The sequence below is a fragment of the Pseudomonas sp. PDM27 genome (assembly GCF_019219205.1).
Lineage (GTDB): Bacteria > Pseudomonadota > Gammaproteobacteria > Pseudomonadales > Pseudomonadaceae > Aquipseudomonas > Aquipseudomonas laurylsulfatiphila.
Genome location: NZ_JAHUWF010000004.1, coordinates 265,441 through 282,446, shown reverse-complemented (window position 1 = coordinate 282,446; position 17,006 = coordinate 265,441). Strand labels below are relative to the sequence as shown.

16 protein-coding genes are annotated in these 17,006 nt (G+C 61.0%); 6 read left to right on the top strand and 10 right to left on the bottom strand.

Annotated elements, in window-relative coordinates; all coding sequences use genetic code 11:
- The first annotated feature begins 27 nt into the window (after positions 1-27).
- The 5 genes from KW838_RS11470 (at position 28) to KW838_RS11450 (ending at position 5,670) form a co-directional block, all read left to right on the top strand.
- Positions 28-1,140, top strand: coding sequence for an ABC transporter substrate-binding protein (locus KW838_RS11470; protein ID WP_218501122.1), 1,113 nt, complete (start codon positions 28-30; stop codon positions 1,138-1,140).
- Positions 1,141-1,150: 10 nt separating this feature from the next.
- Positions 1,151-2,023: an ABC transporter permease gene (locus KW838_RS11465; RefSeq protein ID WP_095965821.1), complete on the top strand. Its 873-nt coding sequence runs from the start codon at positions 1,151-1,153 to the stop codon at positions 2,021-2,023.
- A gap of 7 nt (positions 2,024-2,030) precedes the next feature.
- The gene (locus KW838_RS11460; protein WP_015093575.1) at positions 2,031-2,858 is read left to right on the top strand and encodes an ABC transporter permease; all 828 of its coding nucleotides are present in this window, start codon (positions 2,031-2,033) and stop codon (positions 2,856-2,858) included.
- A 317-nt stretch (positions 2,859-3,175) separates the two neighbouring features.
- Positions 3,176-3,880: a hypothetical protein gene (locus tag KW838_RS11455; protein WP_218501121.1), complete on the top strand. Its 705-nt coding sequence runs from the start codon at positions 3,176-3,178 to the stop codon at positions 3,878-3,880.
- Between the two features lie 359 nt (positions 3,881-4,239).
- Positions 4,240-5,670, top strand: coding sequence for a PLP-dependent aminotransferase family protein (locus tag KW838_RS11450; protein ID WP_102701076.1), 1,431 nt, complete (start codon positions 4,240-4,242; stop codon positions 5,668-5,670).
- A gap of 114 nt (positions 5,671-5,784) precedes the next feature.
- Here the strand turns inward: KW838_RS11450 and KW838_RS11445 are convergent, their stop codons facing one another.
- From KW838_RS11445 to KW838_RS11400, 10 genes are all read right to left on the bottom strand, one after another.
- A complete protein-coding gene (locus tag KW838_RS11445) occupies positions 5,785-6,585 on the bottom strand; it encodes an N-acyl homoserine lactonase family protein (RefSeq protein WP_218501120.1) in 801 nt (266 codons plus the stop codon).
- A gap of 14 nt (positions 6,586-6,599) precedes the next feature.
- The gene (locus KW838_RS11440; protein ID WP_218501119.1) at positions 6,600-7,559 is read right to left on the bottom strand and encodes a diiron oxygenase; all 960 of its coding nucleotides are present in this window, start codon (positions 7,557-7,559) and stop codon (positions 6,600-6,602) included.
- Between the two features lie 67 nt (positions 7,560-7,626).
- Complete coding sequence (locus tag KW838_RS11435; RefSeq protein ID WP_218501118.1) at positions 7,627-8,385, bottom strand: TauD/TfdA family dioxygenase; 759 nt, start codon at positions 8,383-8,385, stop codon at positions 7,627-7,629.
- 21 nt (positions 8,386-8,406) lie between these two features.
- Positions 8,407-9,279 carry a branched-chain amino acid aminotransferase gene (locus tag KW838_RS11430; RefSeq protein WP_218501117.1) on the bottom strand — a complete coding sequence of 291 codons (873 nt, stop codon included), beginning with the start codon at positions 9,277-9,279 and terminating at the stop codon, positions 8,407-8,409.
- 31 nt (positions 9,280-9,310) lie between these two features.
- On the bottom strand, positions 9,311-10,651 hold the full coding sequence (locus KW838_RS11425; RefSeq protein WP_218501116.1) for a KamA family radical SAM protein: 1,341 nt from the start codon (positions 10,649-10,651) through the stop codon (positions 9,311-9,313).
- Between the two features lie 32 nt (positions 10,652-10,683).
- The gene (gene yfcF, locus KW838_RS11420) at positions 10,684-11,328 is read right to left on the bottom strand and encodes a glutathione transferase (RefSeq protein WP_218501115.1); all 645 of its coding nucleotides are present in this window, start codon (positions 11,326-11,328) and stop codon (positions 10,684-10,686) included.
- A 233-nt stretch (positions 11,329-11,561) separates the two neighbouring features.
- The gene (locus tag KW838_RS11415; RefSeq protein ID WP_102701082.1) at positions 11,562-12,047 is read right to left on the bottom strand and encodes a cupin domain-containing protein; all 486 of its coding nucleotides are present in this window, start codon (positions 12,045-12,047) and stop codon (positions 11,562-11,564) included.
- A gap of 83 nt (positions 12,048-12,130) precedes the next feature.
- Positions 12,131-12,625: a RidA family protein gene (locus KW838_RS11410; protein WP_102701083.1), complete on the bottom strand. Its 495-nt coding sequence runs from the start codon at positions 12,623-12,625 to the stop codon at positions 12,131-12,133.
- A gap of 48 nt (positions 12,626-12,673) precedes the next feature.
- A complete protein-coding gene (locus KW838_RS11405; protein ID WP_218501114.1) occupies positions 12,674-13,954 on the bottom strand; it encodes an acetyl-CoA carboxylase biotin carboxylase subunit family protein in 1,281 nt (426 codons plus the stop codon).
- A 42-nt stretch (positions 13,955-13,996) separates the two neighbouring features.
- Positions 13,997-15,097 (bottom strand): hypothetical protein, encoded by a 1,101-nt coding sequence (locus KW838_RS11400; RefSeq protein ID WP_218501113.1) that lies wholly within the window; start codon positions 15,095-15,097, stop codon positions 13,997-13,999.
- Positions 15,098-15,245: 148 nt separating this feature from the next.
- Between KW838_RS11400 and KW838_RS11395 the strand changes: the two genes are divergently transcribed.
- Positions 15,246-16,664, top strand: coding sequence for a PLP-dependent aminotransferase family protein (locus KW838_RS11395; RefSeq protein WP_218501112.1), 1,419 nt, complete (start codon positions 15,246-15,248; stop codon positions 16,662-16,664).
- The last annotated feature ends 342 nt before the right edge of the window (positions 16,665-17,006 follow it).

Genomic DNA, 17,006 nt, shown 5'->3' with positions numbered 1-17,006 from the left:
AGGCACCGGCCGACTGAGGACTTGCCCATGCGCCAGGATCACCAACAAGACTGCATCGAAGTGCTTATCGACAAGGCCCGCGACGGTCAGATCAACCGCCGCACCTTTATCCAGGCCATGGGCCTGCTGGCAGCGGTGCCCCTGGCGCTGCGCAGCGGCATCAGCTGGTCGGCGGACAAGCCGCTGGTGGTGGTCAACTGGGGCGGCGACGCCCTGAACGCATTCCGTTCGGCGTGGACCGACACCTTCACCAAAAACACCGGCATCCAGGTGCGCATCGACGGTGCCGGCCCGACCGAAGGGGCCATCCGCTCTCAGCTGGCCAGCGGCCAACCGAGCTGGGACGTAGTCGACGTCGAGAGCTACAGCGCCATCGTGCTGGGCCGGGAAAAGATCCTGCAGCCACTGGACTACAACACCATCAAGCGCGATCAGGTAGCCCCGGCGCTCTCCTCCGACTTCGGCATCGCCAGCTACCAGTTCAGCTACGTGATGGCCTGGGACAGCGAAAAATTCGGTGAAAACGGGCCGAAGACCTGGGCCGATTTCTGGGACGTGAAGAAATTCCCCGGCAAGCGCACGCTGTACAAATGGATGAACGGCATGCTCGAAGCGGCGTTGCTGGCCGACGGCGTTCCGGCTGACCAGCTGTACCCGCTGGACGTGCCACGGGCGCTGAAGAAGATCGACGAGATCAAGCCGCACGTCCTGTCGTTCTGGAGTTCGGGTGCCGAAAGCCAGCAACTGATGGTCGACGGCGAGGTGTCGGTGGGTGCGATCTGGCACACCCGCGCCAAGCTGCTCAGCGAAGACACCGACAACCGCGTGCGCTGGAGCTTCGACAACGGCTTCATCAACTCCAGCAGTTGGGCGGTATTGAACGGCAACCCCGGCGGCACTCAACCGACCATGCAGTTCATCCAGCAAGCCTTGCAGCCTGAAGGCCAGCTCAAGCTGTTCGAACTGCTGGGCAACGGGCCTTCCAACAGCGCCACGGAGAAGCTGATGTCGGCCAAGCAACTGGAAGCCAACTGCGCCTCTGAAGAAAACCTGAAAAAGCAGATCGCTCTCAACGCCCAGTGGTACGCCGACAACTACTCCAAAGCCCTGGAAGAGTACCTGACGCGGTTGTCCAAGTGAGCCTGTGACCATGACCACCACCCTGACCTCGACCCTGACCGCCCCCAAGCCCCGCTTCAGCTCGCCGGGCCTGGAGCGCGGCCTGCTGCTGTTTCCGCTGCCGGTGTTGCTGCTGGTCTTCTATGTGCTGCCGTTCCTCGGCGTGGTCGGCTGGAGCTTCTCGCTGCCGACGCCGGGTATCGAGCAGTACCAGCGCATCGCCACGGACCCGGCGATCCACGAGATGCTCTGGCGCACGTTGCGCCTGTGCCTGACCGTCAGTGGCCTGGCCTTGATGATCGGTTACCTGCTGGCCTACTGCTGGGTGTTCAGCCCGCCGTTCTGGCAGCGCGTGGTGGAGATCTGCATCTTCATTCCGTTCTGGATTTCCGTGCTGGTGCGGGCCTTCGGCTGGTTGATCGCCCTGCGCAGCAACGGCGTGCTCAACAACGGCCTGATGGGCATGGGCCTGATCGATCAGCCGCTGCAACTGAGCCGCAATGAAATCGGCGTGGTCATCGGCATGCTCCACGTGATGATCCCGTACGCGGTGTTCCCGCTGCTGTCGACCATGCGTCAACTCGACCAGCGTGTGCTCATGGCCTCGCGCGGCCTGGGGGCCGGTGCCTTGCGCACCTTCTGGCAAGTGCTGCTGCCGCAGACCCTGCCGGGCATTCTGGGGGCGTTCATCATGGTCTTCGTGTTCTGTCTGGGCTTCTTCATCACCCCGGTGCTGTTGGGTGGCGGGCAAACGGTGATGATCGCCGAGTATGTGTTCCTGCAAATGTTCCAGACCAGCAACTGGGGCCTGGGCGCGGCACTGAGCGTGGTGTTGCTGGCCCTGGTCAGCGCGCTGATCTGGGTGCTGTTGAAAATGACCCGCGTCAACCGACTGGTAGGCTGAGATCACTATGAATACCCATCGCACAAGCCTGAGTACGCGGCTGTTGGCCGTGGTCGCCATGGCCTTCATGCTGTTCCCGCTGCTGACGGTCATTCCGGTGTCGTTCACCAGCAAGCGCTTCCTGTCGATGCCCGAAGGCAACTGGTCGCTGCGCCACTACGAAGCGCTGGTGAGCAACCCGGACTGGTTCCACGCCATCAGCCAGAGCCTGACCATCGCCTTCGCCACCAGCGTCATCGCCACCTTGCTGGCCGCGAGTTTCAGCCTCGGCATCTGGTACATGCGCTCCAAATGGGCCACGGCCCTGATCGGCCTGGTGCTGTTGCCGATGGCGATCCCGCCGGTGATTTCCGCGCTGGTGCTGTACTTCATGGAGACCAAGCTCGGTCGCTTCGCCCCGGGCATGGGCTACGACACCCTGACCGGCGTGGTGATTGCCCACGTGATCATGGTGGTGCCGTACGGCGTGGTGACCATGCTGGTGGCCCTCAGTCAGATCGACCGGCGCATCGAACTGGCCTCGCGCAACCTTGGCGCCAGCCTGATGCAGACCACGTTCATGGTGATCCTGCCGAACCTGAAGTTGGGTCTGGCCTCCACCGCGCTGTTGGGTTTCGCCCTGTCCTGGGAAGAAGTGGCGGTGACGCTGTTCATCACCAGCGTCAACGTCGACACCCTGCCCAAGCGCATCTGGAGCGGCTTGCGCGATAACGTCGACCCGAGCGTCGCGGCGATTTCGGTGTTGTTGATCTCGCTGACGTTGCTGGTGCTGATCGGACGGCTGGTGGTTCAGCATCTGGCGGATAAACGGGCGCAGAAGCTATTGCACCCATAATCGCGTCATTTCTCTCGGTAATCAGAAAGCCCCGCTTCGTCATGGTCGCGGGGCTTTTTGTGGGAGCGAGCTTGCTCGCGATGAGGGAGTGTCAGCCAACATCAAGGGGCCTGACAGATTGCCATCGCGAGCAAGCTCGCTCCCACAGGGATCCGGGTTGGCCAAAGAATCTGTGGTCAGCCCTCTACAAAGCAAAAACATGACCAGCCGCCTGTTGATCCGTGACAACGCGGTCCCGGTCCAATAGATTAGGCGGCCTGAAAAAGCCCCCGGGCTTTCTCGCCCCTATTCAAGCTGAAAAAAGTAGTGAAATTTCAATGTCCGATTCCAACACCGCTGAATCCGTAGTCACCTTGTCGTCCAAAGCGGAATACGAAAACTCCATCAATCTTTCACAACACGTACCCCAGGCGAAAACCATCAGCGAGATGGTGCTGGACGCGTTCCAGTCCACCCGCGAAAGTGACCAGATCCGCGAACTGCGCGCCGCCATTCGGCAGGCCCACGACAGCTTCGACGACGACAAGGCCTATGAACTGATGGGCCAGCTCAAGCAACTCAAGGACGCCGAAGCCGCCGACATCGCCGCGCTGGAAGACCTGAGCAGCAAGTTCCCGATCAGCCGCATCCTCTCCAGCTTCAAGGACGACCCGGCGTTCCAGGAAATCGTCTACGGCCTGGCCCTGAAGGTGCTGAACCAGACGCACCAGGCCATCAGCAACCCGAGCGGTGGCAAGAGCAAGGCCGCCAAGGCCAAGAAAGAAATCGAAGTGTTCACCATCAGCAAGGACGGCATCAGCGTCACCCTGCCGCTGCGCACCCCGCGCTCGCGCCTGAACGTCGACCGTGAAGCCCTGGAGTTCCTCGGTTTCACCTTCGTTGGCGAAGGCGAAGAGGCGGAACTGGAAAGCGAGACGTTCCTGGACAACAGCGGCGCCGAGCAAGCGGTCAACCGCAAGAACATCATCACCGCCCTGCAACAGCAGACGGCGTTCGATGGGTACAGCATCGCTGCGCAGTAAGGCGCCCTGTGGTCAGAGGGCTGCCTGTGGCGAGCGAGCTTGCTCGCGCTCGGCGGCGCAGCCGTCGTAAACCCGGTGAACTCGGTTTTTCTGAAGTAACGCGGGTAACTTGATCAGGGCGGCTTCGCCACCCAGCGGGAGCAAGCTCCCTCGCCACAGGTCACTCACTGACTCAAATAAGAGCCCTGCCCTAGCGCAGGGCTTTTTATTGCCCGTGATTCGGGCAAAACCGCGATTACTCTTCCAGTATCGACGCACAACAACACTTCCCTTCACCCATGAGCACCACGGGTCCGCCTGCGGGGAGCGTCAACTCACTTTCCAGCCCAGACCTCGGTGGTGCAACTGCTGAGGTCATCATGAACACGACCCCTTTGTATCGCCAACTGGCCAATCACTATCTGGACGCTATCCGCAGCGGCACCTTGAAAACCGGTGAACGCTTGCCCTCGATCCGCCTGATGATGGAAAAACACGCCGTCAGCCTGTCGACCGCGGTGCAGGTGTGCCGGGAACTGGAAGACTGCGGCGTGCTGGAAGCCCGACCGCGTTCCGGCAACTACATTCGCCAGCCCGACACCCTGCCCAGGCCCGCCCCGGTTGCCTCGGCGCCAGCGCTGGATACCAGCGCCTATGTCGGCATTCATCAACAGGTCTCAACGGTGCTCAAGGCCAGCCAGCGCGCAACGGTCAAGGTCAATTTCGCCAGCGCCTACTGCGCGCCGGAGCTTTATCCGCTGAAGACCCTGCAAGACAACATGATCAAGTCGCTGCGCTACGACACCCGCCTGCTCGGCGCCGCGGGCTCGACCTGCGGCAACAGCGCATTGCGTCACCTCCTGGCGCGGCGGGCGCTGGCCAGCAAGACCCACCTGGTCCCCGAACGGATCGTGATCACCAACGGCGCCACCGAAGCGATCAACCTGGCCTTGCGTGCGGTCACCCGCCCGGGCGACACCGTGGCCGTGGAGTCGCCGACCTTCTACGGTCTGCTGCAAATTCTCGAAAGCCTGAGCCTGCGGGTACTGGAAGTCCCGGCCTCGGCCCACACCGGGCTCAATCTGGCAGCCCTGGAACTGCTGCTGCAAGGCCCTGAGCGGGTCAAGGCGTTGATCGTCATTCCCAACCTGCAAAACCCGCTGGGCAGCATCATGCCCGACGCCAACAAGGCACGGCTGGTGAAACTGTGCGCCGAGCACGACACCGTGCTGATCGAGGACGACACCTACGGCGACCTGGTGGACACCGAGCAGCCGCTGTCCACGCTCAAACATTGGGACCGCACCGACAACGTGATCTATTGCGCCTCGCTGAACAAAACCCTGGCACCGGGCATGCGCCTGGGCTGGATCAGCGCCGGCAAATGGCACGACCGTGTGGAGATGCTCAAGCACACGCAGTCGCGGGGGTGCGAGCTGATATCGCAACTGGCGGTCAGCGAATTCATGCGCACAGCGTCTTATGAACGTTACCTGCGGCGCTTGAGGAAAACCCTGACCGTACAACGCGCGCAGATGAGCACGGCGATCGCCCGCTATTTCCCCATCGGCACCAGCGTGACCCACCCACAAGGCGGCACGTTGTTATGGGTGGAATTGCCTCGCCGGCATTCATCCATGGCGTTTTTTCACGAGGCGCTGAAGGTCGGCATCCAGATTTCCCCTGGGGATATCTTTTCCAACACCGAGCGTTTCGATCACTTTGTGCGCATTGGCTGCGGCGCGCCGTATTCGCCGCGGATCGATGAGGCACTGCAGGCGTTGGGACGTATCCTGAAAGCTCAGGGTTAACACCGGCACTGTGGGAGCGGGCTTGCTCGCGAAGGCGTCAGTGCATTGAAAATTGCTGTGTCTGACACACCGCTTTCGCGAGCAAGCCCGCTCCCACAGGGTTTGAGGTGATCTTCAGCTCGGGGGTTGGTGCAGGCAAATGATATGTGGGTCATCATTCCAGTGCGGAAAGCGCTCGGCGATCAGCGGGTCGTGGCCGGGGATGACGTGGTCCTGGCTGTCGGCCAGGCGGTCGATCTCGGTGAAGGCTTCGAGGGTTTGCGCCAGGTCATCGAGGATCGGAAACGGACTGCGCTCACGAATGTTGACCCACAGGTGCGCGGCATCCGAGGCCAGTACAATCCAGCCGCGCTCAGTATTCACCCGCACCACCTGGCTGCCGGGCGTATGCCCGCCCACCGGGTGCAAGGTCACGCCGGGAACGACCTCGACGACGCCCGTGTGCAAACGCATCCGCCCTTCGAACAGCGGCGGCAGCGCCGACATCACGTCCTCGACCTCGTAGGTTTTGTTCACCGTGCGATGGGACATTTTCGGCCCGGTGCAAAAACGCAGTTCCGCTTCCTGCAAATGCACGGTCGCCTTCGGGAACAACCCGAGGTTGCCGGCATGGTCCCAGTGCAAATGGGTGAGGATCAGGTGCTCGACTCGGGCCGGATCGATGTCCAATTGCCGCAGGGATTCCTCCGGCAGGCGGTACATCTGGCGATTGCGCCGGTGCGCCGTGGCCGGTTGGAAACAGGTGTCGACCACGATCACCTGCTGCTCGTTGCGGATGACCCAGAAGTAGTAATCCAGCGGCATCGGCGCATTCGGATCACCGCAACAGGCGTCGTAGAGAAAATTCTCCCTGGCGGTGCGCTGGGCGTTTGCGCCGACACGGATGGCGAACACTTCGTACACAGGCGTGGACATAGACACCTCCGGGTTCAGGCGGCCGCCGTGGTTTTGAGGGTCGGACGGAAGTCGAAGTCGATCTGCTCGCTGATGCCCAGGTCCTGTGCCAGTTTATGCAGCCCGCTGTAGTCGCGCATGATGGTCGCGTTCCTGTTGCTTTCGCGGGTGTCGGCAATGATCAACGCCGCCTCCTCGACCCCGAGCTGCGTCAGAATCGCCTCCCACATCGAGTAGTCCTGGGCGATAAAGGCACTCAGCGCCACCGACAGGTTGCGTGCGAAAAATTCCCGCTGAGTCGGCTGCATATTGGCGTACATGACCTTCGCCACTTCAGCCAGCACCTTGCTGTGAGCGTATTCGTCGCGGTTGTGCAGCTCGGCCACCTGGCGGTTCTGCGGCTGGATGCTCTGGTCATCCGCCAGCAAATCCAGATAGGCGTTGACGCTGATCTCGGCCACCACCGCAAAGGTGATCGCCGCCAGATCCCGCTGCCATTGCTCGGTCAGCTCTGCCTGCAAGGCCTTCAGGCGCAGGTAAGTGACGGACGGCGGCAGATCCAGATCCTGATCCAGCGCCCGCTCCAGCCTGGTCCGTTCGATGGCGCGCAGGTGCATCAGCGTGTGGTAGTGCTCGTCGATCAGGGTCTGTTGCATGGCCTCGCGAAAATGCCAGTCGTCCTTGCCCAGGTACTGATTGGCAATGACGCTGAGGGCCGGATTGACAATGTGTTCTTCGGCGGTGACGGTGCGCAGGTTGTAGCCGATCCAGCCCCAGGTCACCACGCTGCTTTTGAGCTCGTCACTCAAGGCCCGGAATGTCGGGTGATGGAAAAACGGCACCATGCACTCCGGGTAATCCGGGCGCAGCGGGTCGAACGCTTCAATGATCTGGGCCCTGTCCGGCGCACAAACGGAGGCGCGCCTGGTCCAGGCCTGGTTGAGCCGCACGATCAGTTGATGATCGACCTGGGCGATCTCGATTGCTGTTTGCATGACGCGATACCTGTAAGACGCGTACCCGCCAAGGGGTACGCCAAAAGAATGAAAGGCGCCGGAAAAATCAGGCCAGCCAATAGCGGGTCAGGTTGCGCGCCGGATCAGTGTAACGACTGCGGGCGTGAATCATCCGCCAGTTGTCCCAAATCAGCAGGCATCCGTCGGGAATCAGCACCGGAATGTTGTGCTCGACGAAGTAGGCCTCGCCGAGCGCGGCAAACCTGGCCAGCGGCGAGGTGCTGTTGGCGACCTGGGATTGTTGTAGAGCGTCCCTGGACGGGTTTACATCGCCGTAGTGAAACTGGTTGTAGCTGAAGCGGAAAATATCCCCGTCCTCCGTAGGCGTGAGGATGTATTCCTTGACCCGCCGTTGTCCCGGCTCGCCGGGTTTGGCGGTGGCGACAAATTCTACCGGCGTGTCATCCAGCCACTCACGCAGTTCTGGTTCACTGCGCTCCAGGGACTTGAGAAATTCGTAGCCGTCCACCAAACCAGTGTGCCCGCCCCCGCACGTGGCCTGCTTATGGCAATGCAACGCCAGATAACGCGGCGGCGGCCCGTACACGGGCGCTTCGGTGTGGGGGCCAATGCCGTTCATGCTCTGGGAATACGGCAAGTCTTCGTAACCTGGCTTGCGAGTGATGGGAAAGGCCATCTGGCCGTTGAACTGCGGAATGATCGGACCGAACTCATGCAAGGTGCCTACGACATCATCGGCAAATTCTTCCGGGGTCAGCACAGTCCAGCCCAACGTCGACAGCTCTTCATGACGATGGCCGAGCGAAATGTAAGGTTGAGACGCAACAATCCCTTGATCTGACATGGTGAGATTCCTGGCAGGTGATCAGGCGTTTACGGTTGAGGTGTAGGCGGCAATGAAGTCGCGGCAGGCGTCGCCCGGTCGATAACGGCGCTCATCGATGCTCTGCACCGGGGTGATTTCGGCGGCGGTGCCGGTGAGAAAACACTCGTCGAAGTCGCCAAGCTCCGTAGGCAAGATCGTCCGCTCGACCACCTGATAATCCAGCGCCCTGGCCAGTCCGATCACGGTTTGCCGGGTGATGCCATTGAGAAAACAATCCGGCAGCGGGGTGTGCAGCGTCCGGCCTTTGACGAAGAACACATTGGCGCTGGTGGCTTCAGCGACGTGGCCGCGCCAGTCGAGCATCAGCGCATCGTGGTAACCCGTGTTCTCGGCGTCGTGCTTGCTCAGCGTGGCGATCTGGTAATGCCCGGAGGCCTTGGCCTCGAACGGGCTGCTGCAGGGTGGCGGACGGCGCCAGCTCGCGGTTTTCAAGCGGATGCCGGCCATGCGCGCCGCCGGGTCGAAATAGCTCGGCCACTGCCAGCAGGCGATGGCCACGTGCACACGGTTGAAGCGCGCCGAGGTGGAGATCATTTCACTGCCGCGCCAGGCCACCGGGCGCAGATAACCCTCGACCACCTTGTTGCGTTGCAGCAGTTCATGGCTCGCCGCTTCCAGTTCGGCCAGCTCATAGGGGATGGCAAAGTCCATCAGGTGCGCCGAGCGGTACAGCCGCTCGCTGTGCTCGCGCAGCTTGAAGATCCTGCCGTTGTAGACCCGCTCGCCTTCATACACGGTGCTCGCGTAATGCAGGCCATGGGTCAGTACATGCAACTGCGCCCGGGACCACTCGACGAACTCGCCGTCGAGCCAGATGACACCTTCGCGCTGATCAAACGGGATACTGCTCATTTCCATATCTCCCCATTGCTCATGAATGTTCCTACGCCGTTTCCAGCAACACCGGTATCAATTCCGGCACGGCGGCGAGCTCGGTCTGAAAGAAGAACGAACGCTCGCCGAAGGCCGGTTGCAAGTCATCGAACCAGGTCACTTGCGGATCGAAGCGCGCGTAGAACGTGCGCAACACCCATTGCGGATTGCGTGCCTGGAGGAACTGCAGGACGAAGACTTTTTCCCCGGCGACGGTCTCGATGCCGTTGATCAACACCTTGCCGTAGAAGGTGCTCATGGACGGCCCGCGCACCGTTCGCGCAAGCCCCGACACCGTGCGGTACGCCGCCTGGAAGATCTCGAAGGCCCGGGCCAGCGGCATCGCGAAGTAGTGGCTGGGGCCGGTGTCACGCTCGACGAACATGTAATAAGGCACGGCCCCGAGCCGTACGCCTTCAGTCCACAGCGCGGCCCAATCGGCGGGATTTTCGTTGATGTGGCGGATCACCGGCGCCTGCATGCGCAGCGTCGCGCCCGTCGAGCGGATGCGCTCGATCGCCTGGCGGGCAATGGCCTGGCGGATCTCCACCGGGTGGTTGTAGTGGCCCATGATCGACAGGTTCTTACCCGCCGCGACGATGCGCTGGAACAGCGCCAGCAGCTCGGGCGCATCCTTGTCGCTGACAAAACGCTGCGGCCAGTACGCCACCGATTTGGTGCCGATGCGGATGCTCTTGAGGTGTGGCAATTGCAGCAGCGGCTCGATGTAACCGGCCAGCGAGCGGGTGTTCATGATCATCGGGTCGCCGCCGGTAATCAGCACATCCGTGACTTCGGTATGCACCCGCAGGTAACTGACCAGTTCCTGGGACTCTCGGGCGTTGAACTTGAGTTCTTCCTCGCCGATGAACTGCGCCCAGCGGAAACAGAAGGTGCAGTACGCGTGACAGGTCTGACCGGCACCGGGGAAAAACAGCACGGTCTCGCGGTACTTGTGCTGGATGCCCGGCAGGACTTTGCCGTTGAGCGTGACGCCGTTGTGGGTCAACTGCCCGGCCGGATGCGGGTTCATGCGCAACCAGATCACCTCGATCCGGCGCTTGATCGCCGCGCTGTCATCCAGCTCGATCAGTTGCTTGAGCGAGGCATATTCCTCTGGCAGCAACATGTCCTTGTGGGGGAAGGTCATGCGGAAAACCGGATCGTCCGGAATGTTGTTCCAGTCGATCAGCGTGCCCAGCACGTATTCGTTGGTGCGAAACGGCATGACCCGGGCCACCACGGTCATGGCCTCCTGCAATGCCGGCGTCAGCTTGTGCCAGTAAGGCGTGTCGCGGATGGTGCGTGAGTTATAGGGTTTGTAGCGTTCGTGCTCCGACAGTCCTTGCATGGCCGCGCTCCTGGTGGTTGCCCTGAGTGTTGTTAGGCGATGGCCGGCGCTTTGCGCTCTATGTCCATCCACGCCCGAACGCTGTCGCGGTCCCACTGGCGACGCACATAGGCTTGGAGCCGTACCGGCACCGGATCGCCGTTGGCAACCAGGCGGTTGAGCATGATTGCCAGGTCGGTGTCGGCAATGCTCCAGTCACCGAACAGATGCTCGGCGCCCTCCTCCAGCAAATGGTCGGCGACGAACAACAGCCGCTCGACGGCGGCTTGGGCCTCGTCGGACAGCGCGGTGTTTTTCTTGCCGAAGTACACCAGGTCAAACGGGCGTTCCTTGCGCACTACCAGCAAGTCGCTGCGCAACCAGGCCTGCAATTGACGGGCGCGGGCACGCTGCTGGAGACCCTGTGGATAGAGACTTTTATGCCCCGGACAGAGTTCGTCGAGGTACTCGGCAATTGCCGAGGATTCCGACAAGGCAAAATCGTCGTGAACTAAGGTTGGAATTTTGCAGGTCAACGAAAGATCGCGATAACTCGCCCTATAGTTTTCGCGTGATTTCAGATCCACCGTGACAAGTTCAAATGAAAGTTGCTTTTCCTTGAGCACGACAAAAGCCGACATCGCAAAAGCGCTGACATGATCGGCGCCGACATACAGTTTGAGCTTCCTGTTTTCCATAGAGCACTCCATTCACTGACTGCAGGGATTAACGTGCATTGGAAGTGATCGTAGTTAGTTGAATGAAGGCTGAATAGATACAGAATTTGTCCGTTTCAATCGATACAGAAAGTTGTTTTTTACCGGCAGACACGCAGCCAAAAGCGCTGCAAATGGGGATACAGGGGCAGGCCTCTAAAACAAAAAAAAGGGAGCCAACGAAGGTTGGCTCCCTGGGTTGATGCGTTGGGAAATTACGGCTGGGTGGTGATCAGGCCATGGCTGTCGGCAAAGTTCGAGAGCAGTGCCATTTGTGGCATGTTGCTCATGTTGAGCATCGCCAGAGGCTCGTGTTTGCTGGTGTTGACGAAGCCATGTCGGGTCCAGGCCGGCACCAGCAGCACGTCGCCGCTGCTGACGTCGACCTCATCGGCATCGCCGAGGGTCAGCACGCCGCTGCCACACTGGATAACGAACAGATGCCACCAGGAATGGGCATGACCGTTGAGCGTCACACCGGGGTTCAGCCATTGCATGGCGATCGCCATCCCGGGCGTCACGGCACAGCCGTCAATGCTCTTGTCGTGAGCCAACGCGACAATATCAACGTCGCTGGCCTCAAGGGTCTGACGCATTCCCGCCAGCTCAGTGCCTTTCCACACCTTGGCACTTTGCTGTCGATGATGCAGGCTCTGACGAAAGTCTTTATATGAAAAAAACGCACCTTGAAAGTTATCCATTCGCACGTCCTTTCTTTTTATTTCCCACACTTTAGCGCTAAACCTTAAGTTATAGGTTCAGCGCTGTAAAGTCTGGAAATTTTTTACAAAACCGATGGGCGCAAGGCAGCAATCATGTCCACTTCTATCGCGGCATTCTTGGGTAATTGATAAACACCGACTGTAGTGCGCGTATGTTTACCGGCATCACCCAACACGTGACTGAACACATCCGAGGCGCCGTTGGCCACTTCGCTCAAGTCGACAAAATCCGCCGTGGACTTCACATAGACCGTTACCCGGATCAATGACTTGATCTTGTCCAGCGAACCGATGGCATCGACAATCAACGCCAACCCGCGCATCGCACTGATGCTGGCGGCCGCTTGCGCATCGGCCATGTTGAGGTCCAGCCCTACCCGGCCGGGGTAATGGATCTTGCCGTTCATGCGTGGCACCAGGCCGCTGATGTACAGCTCATCGTGATGACGGATCAGCGGCGCGTAATGCCCGCCTGCGGTGTTTTCGCCATAGATGTCATAGCCAAACTCTTTGGCCAGGGCGATGAAGCGTTCATCGCAGGTCATGTGCTGGATCATTGATCGAACCCTCTTGATCGGTAATGCAAAAAACGGGTGCTTGCGGGCTCAGCACACGGCGCGGGTGGCCGGTGCCAGGCAAGTCACCTCAATGCGTGACTCAATCGACTCGGCCAGGCGCAACAGGTCGTTGCTCAGTTGCCCGTAGTGTTCGTTGAACAACACGATGTGGCCGATGAATGAGAAGTTGTCTTTGACCAACGCGCTGACCGAGTCGCCAATACGTTTGGCGTACTGTCCTTCCATCAGGTCGATGCGCAGTGCGCGGGCCAGGGTCTCGATGTCTGGCGTTGCCCGCAGGATGCCGCCGGCCGGCGCCCTGAGCAGGCGAATGCCGCAGTAGCCGCGAGCCACTGGCTCATGCTGCTCGGTCTTGCCTTCCACCGCCCAGCGCACCCAGCGCTCCCACGGATCGAAATTGACGAAGGCGTGCCTGGCCAGGTCCCAGATGTGCATGCCGCCAGGGCGCATGTTGGTTTCCACGGCGCTGGTCAGGTTGTCGCGGCGCAGGAACACTTCGTTGTGCCAGGCACCGTTGTCCCGGGACACCAGACCCGCCATATGCCGACCGGCAGCCATCAAGCGTGCCTGGACCTCAGCCGAAAGCGGCGCGGGGACGACTTGCTGGATCTCTGCGCGGTAGGCGCCTTCGGTGGTGGTTTTTTCAGTCACCCAGGTGCTGCCGGCCACGCAGTCCCAGCTGTATTCGCGGGCGTTCTGCACCAGTTCTTCAAGGACGATGCCGCCTTCGCGGTAGGGCTTGAGTGCGAGCCAGGCGTCATCGCACTCCGAAGGGTGATGGATCACGCGACAGCCTCGGCTCGCCCCTTCGCAGGCCGGCTTGATGAAGGCCTTGCCGCCCAGTTCGACGACGCGCTGGCGCAGTTCCGGCAGGCTTTCGACCCGCACGGAAAACACCGGCCGATATTCTTCGGGGGTGCTACTGGCCGTCGCTTCGAGCCGGCGAAAGATCTGCTTGTCCAGGCCCGCCCGCGCTTCGTCCGGGGTAATGCCCGGCAGACCGAAGTGACTGGCCAGCGCTGCACCGAGCAGCACACCGCGATCGGAGAACGGCAGTACGCCGATCAGCTTCCAGCTGTCGGCATTCAGGCACCCCACCACCAGTTCAAGGGATGTCGCCACGTCTTTCTCCGCCAGCGAAGTGCTGCAGACGTGATCGGCCACCTGGTCGTCGTGGGGCTGAATCTTCTCGACCAGCAGGATAAGCCTGGCGTTGTAGAGCGACTTGCACAGTTCGCGCAGTTTCTGGATGTCGTGAACCCGATTGCCGTTGTAACCGACCACTACCACGCATGAAGTCGTATTCATAATGCCCCCGACCTGCAAAGTGAAAACCGCAACGGCGATGACTCAGTCATGCAACGACGCATTGGATTGACGGTTGAGCCAGTACCAGGCCAGGATCCCGCCGGCGCCGATGGCGGCGAGGACCAGCGCGTTGTCCGGCGCCGGCACCACTCGCATGATCAACACGGTCAGCCCGGCCCCTACACCCAGGGACACTTCCTTGACGAACATGTTGTTTTGCTTGACCGAGAAGTAATCGAGGTAGCTGAAGGCGCATTCGGCGATCGACAGCAACGCCACCCAGATCAGCGCCCCGACAAGGGTTTCGACGTGGAACGCGGCGGGCGAAGACAACACGGCAAAGCCGCCGACGATGATCCCGATCACCGCCACGACCTTGAAGCGTCCGGTGCGCTCGATCAGCTTCATTACCGGCACCTGGGCGAAGACCACCACGGCGCTGTTGAGGATCAGCATCAGGCCGTACCAGGCCGGCAGCTCGCCGGTCTTGAGCAGGATCGCCTGTGGCAGGATCGAGAACACCCCGAACAGCTTGATGCCCATGATGATCCCGGCGATCACCCAGGGCAGTTTGTTGCCCCAGTTGCTACCGACCTGACTGGCCGGGCGGGCCAGCACCGGCTCGGTGGTGAAGGTCGCGCCGAGGGCGATCGGCAGGCACAGCAACACGAACGCCGCCGCACCGAGGAAAAACATCGTAGGCGTGAGCAGCGGCGACAGCAGGATCAAACCGGCCACCAGGCTGCCCATGTTCATGGCCACGCGGTTGTAGGCCGCGCCTTCCTTGGTCTGGGCCGCCTCGCTCTTGATCAGGTAACCGGCAATGGCAATGCCGTAGGCAAACAGTGCGGCGGCAAACATCACCATGCCTTGATTACTGGTTAGCGCCAGCAGCACCAGTCCAAGGCCGGCACACAGCAGCGTGACGCTCAGGGAGCGGCGGCCAAGCACCAGTAAAGTCAGGGGCAACAACAGCAACAGGGCACGATATCCAAGGGCCAGGATGCTGTTGGTGGCCGTGTCGAGCCAGACGTTGGCCTTGCCCAGCACCGCGAACAGCGAGACAGCCGTGATGATCCGGATCGTGAATAACCGCAGGTTAATGACCGGCTTGGCTACCGCGACGGTTGTTTCGACACTCATGCAGCACCTCAGGAACCGGATGAACGCCCGCCAACCAAGGCCGACATTCAGAAAAGTCTGTAAGGGCATGGTAGAGAGAGAGGCTTGTCCTGATCAGGGCAAGTTCGTATAGAATCCAACGAACTTTACTGCCGGAGAGACCAGTAAAATGCAGGTTCAACGAGCAGTCATCAAAGCCATTGAATTCCAGCCCGGCGCGCCGCTGGTGCAGCAGATCGTCGATCAGCTGACGCAAGCCATCAGCACCGGGGGCCTGCCCCACGGCGCCAAGCTGCCGCCGATTCGCGAACTCTCCGACTTGATGAACGTGGGCAAGTCCACGGTGGTCGATGCCCTGGACCGCATGCGGGCCAAGGGGCTGGTGGTGTCGCGCCAGGGCTCGGGGCATTACGTGCATCGCTCCGAAGCGGCGCTGAAAAGTGGTACCGGCCCGGACCTGCAACCTCAGGACACCCTCAGCGTGATTCGCCGCGCACTGCTGCTGGACAACGGCGCGCTGCGCCCCGGCTGCGGTTTCCTGCCAACCTCGTGGCTGCCCGCCGAAGAATTGCAGAAAGCCGTGCGCAGTACTCTGCGAGCTACGTCGTTGCGCATGGGCGAGTACGGCGTGGCCGGCGGTTACTTGCCTTTGCGCCAGGCTTTGCGGGTCAAACTGGCGACCTTCGGCATCGAAGCGCCGGTGGACCAGATCATCACCACCGCCAACACCATGCAGGCCATCGACCTGCTGATGCGCCTGCTGGTCAAACCCGGCGACACCGTACTGCTCGATGACCCCTGCTACTTCAACATGCACGCCAACCTGGCGCTGCACGGGGCCAAAGTCATCACCATCGCCCGGGATTGCGACGGCATGGACCTCGACGCGCTCGAGCAACTGCTGATCGCCCACAAACCCGTGCTGTACATGACCAACAGCACACTGCATAACCCCACCGGCCACTCGTTCTCCCCGGCCCAGGTCTACCGCTTGCTGGAACTGAGCCACCGCCACGGCTTCCACATCGTCGAAGACGATCTGTACTGCGACATCCAGCAACGCCGCACCCCGCGTCTGGCGGCCAGCGGGCTGGACAATGTGAGTTATGTGTCGGGCTTCTCCAAGACCCTGACCGCCAACAGCCGCGTCAGCTACACCGTACTGTCACCGCAACTGGCGGCACGCATGGTCGCCCTGAAAATGGCCTGCGGTGGCGTGACCTCGGAACTGGCGGAGCAGATCACCTGCACCATGCTCAATGACGGCAGCTACGCCAAACATGCGCGGCGCACGGTGGACCGGTTGTATGAATCCAACAGTCGAGTGGCCGGCTGGCTGGCGGAGGCCGGGTGTTCACTTTCCTCGCTGCCCGGCGAAGGCGTGTTTATCTGGGCGCGGTTGCCGGATGGATTGCATGCCGAGAACCTGGCACGACAAGGGCTGGAGAACAACATGGTATTGGCGCCGGGGACATTGCTGAGCAAAGGACCGAATGCCAGTCAGTTCCTTCGTTTCAATGTGGCGCATAGCGATAGTCTGCAGGTGCGTGAGCGGTTTTTCCGGTTGCTGGATAAACCCCATAAATAACTGACTGCTCTCAATCCTGTGGGAGCGGGCTTGCCCGCGAAGAGGCCGTCACATCCAGCATCAATATTGCCTGACACACCGCCTTCGCGAGCAAGCCCGCTCCCACAGGGATTGCGGTGTCCCGGCCATCCCCGGCCAGCAGATCGCTACGATTGCCGCCCCCATCCTTGCCGGTTAACTTCGCCCCCCCTGTAGGAGCTGCCGCAGGCTGCGATCTTTTGATTTTCAGCGATGTCAGTTCCGTCAAAGGTCAAGATCAAAAGATCGCAGCCTGCGGCAGCTCCTACAGGGGGGTTGGTGCTGTACTCAAAATTGGCCCCAACAAAAAGCCCCGCTCTTCTC

Excerpts from the sequence above, each read along its gene's own strand:
- KW838_RS11430 (WP_218501117.1), bottom strand. The coding sequence starts at position 9,279 with ATGAGCAGTATCCCGTTTGATCAGCGCGAAGGTGTCATCTGGCTCGAC.
- KW838_RS11455 (WP_218501121.1), top strand. The coding sequence starts at position 3,176 with ATGTCCGATTCCAACACCGCTGAATCCGTAGTCACCTTGTCGTCCAAA.
- KW838_RS11415 (WP_102701082.1), bottom strand. The coding sequence starts at position 12,047 with ATGGATAACTTTCAAGGTGCGTTTTTTTCATATAAAGACTTTCGTCAG.
- KW838_RS11470 (WP_218501122.1), top strand. The coding sequence starts at position 28 with ATGCGCCAGGATCACCAACAAGACTGCATCGAAGTGCTTATCGACAAG.
- KW838_RS11450 (WP_102701076.1), top strand. The coding sequence starts at position 4,240 with ATGAACACGACCCCTTTGTATCGCCAACTGGCCAATCACTATCTGGAC.
- KW838_RS11400 (WP_218501113.1), bottom strand. The coding sequence starts at position 15,097 with ATGAGTGTCGAAACAACCGTCGCGGTAGCCAAGCCGGTCATTAACCTG.
- KW838_RS11445 (WP_218501120.1), bottom strand. The coding sequence starts at position 6,585 with ATGTCCACGCCTGTGTACGAAGTGTTCGCCATCCGTGTCGGCGCAAAC.
- KW838_RS11410 (WP_102701083.1), bottom strand. The coding sequence starts at position 12,625 with ATGATCCAGCACATGACCTGCGATGAACGCTTCATCGCCCTGGCCAAA.
- KW838_RS11425 (WP_218501116.1), bottom strand. The coding sequence starts at position 10,651 with ATGCAAGGACTGTCGGAGCACGAACGCTACAAACCCTATAACTCACGC.
- KW838_RS11405 (WP_218501114.1), bottom strand. The coding sequence starts at position 13,954 with ATGAATACGACTTCATGCGTGGTAGTGGTCGGTTACAACGGCAATCGG.
- yfcF (WP_218501115.1), bottom strand. The coding sequence starts at position 11,328 with ATGGAAAACAGGAAGCTCAAACTGTATGTCGGCGCCGATCATGTCAGC.
- KW838_RS11440 (WP_218501119.1), bottom strand. The coding sequence starts at position 7,559 with ATGCAAACAGCAATCGAGATCGCCCAGGTCGATCATCAACTGATCGTG.
- KW838_RS11460 (WP_015093575.1), top strand. The coding sequence starts at position 2,031 with ATGAATACCCATCGCACAAGCCTGAGTACGCGGCTGTTGGCCGTGGTC.
- KW838_RS11465 (WP_095965821.1), top strand. The coding sequence starts at position 1,151 with ATGACCACCACCCTGACCTCGACCCTGACCGCCCCCAAGCCCCGCTTC.
- KW838_RS11395 (WP_218501112.1), top strand. The coding sequence starts at position 15,246 with ATGCAGGTTCAACGAGCAGTCATCAAAGCCATTGAATTCCAGCCCGGC.
- KW838_RS11435 (WP_218501118.1), bottom strand. The coding sequence starts at position 8,385 with ATGTCAGATCAAGGGATTGTTGCGTCTCAACCTTACATTTCGCTCGGC.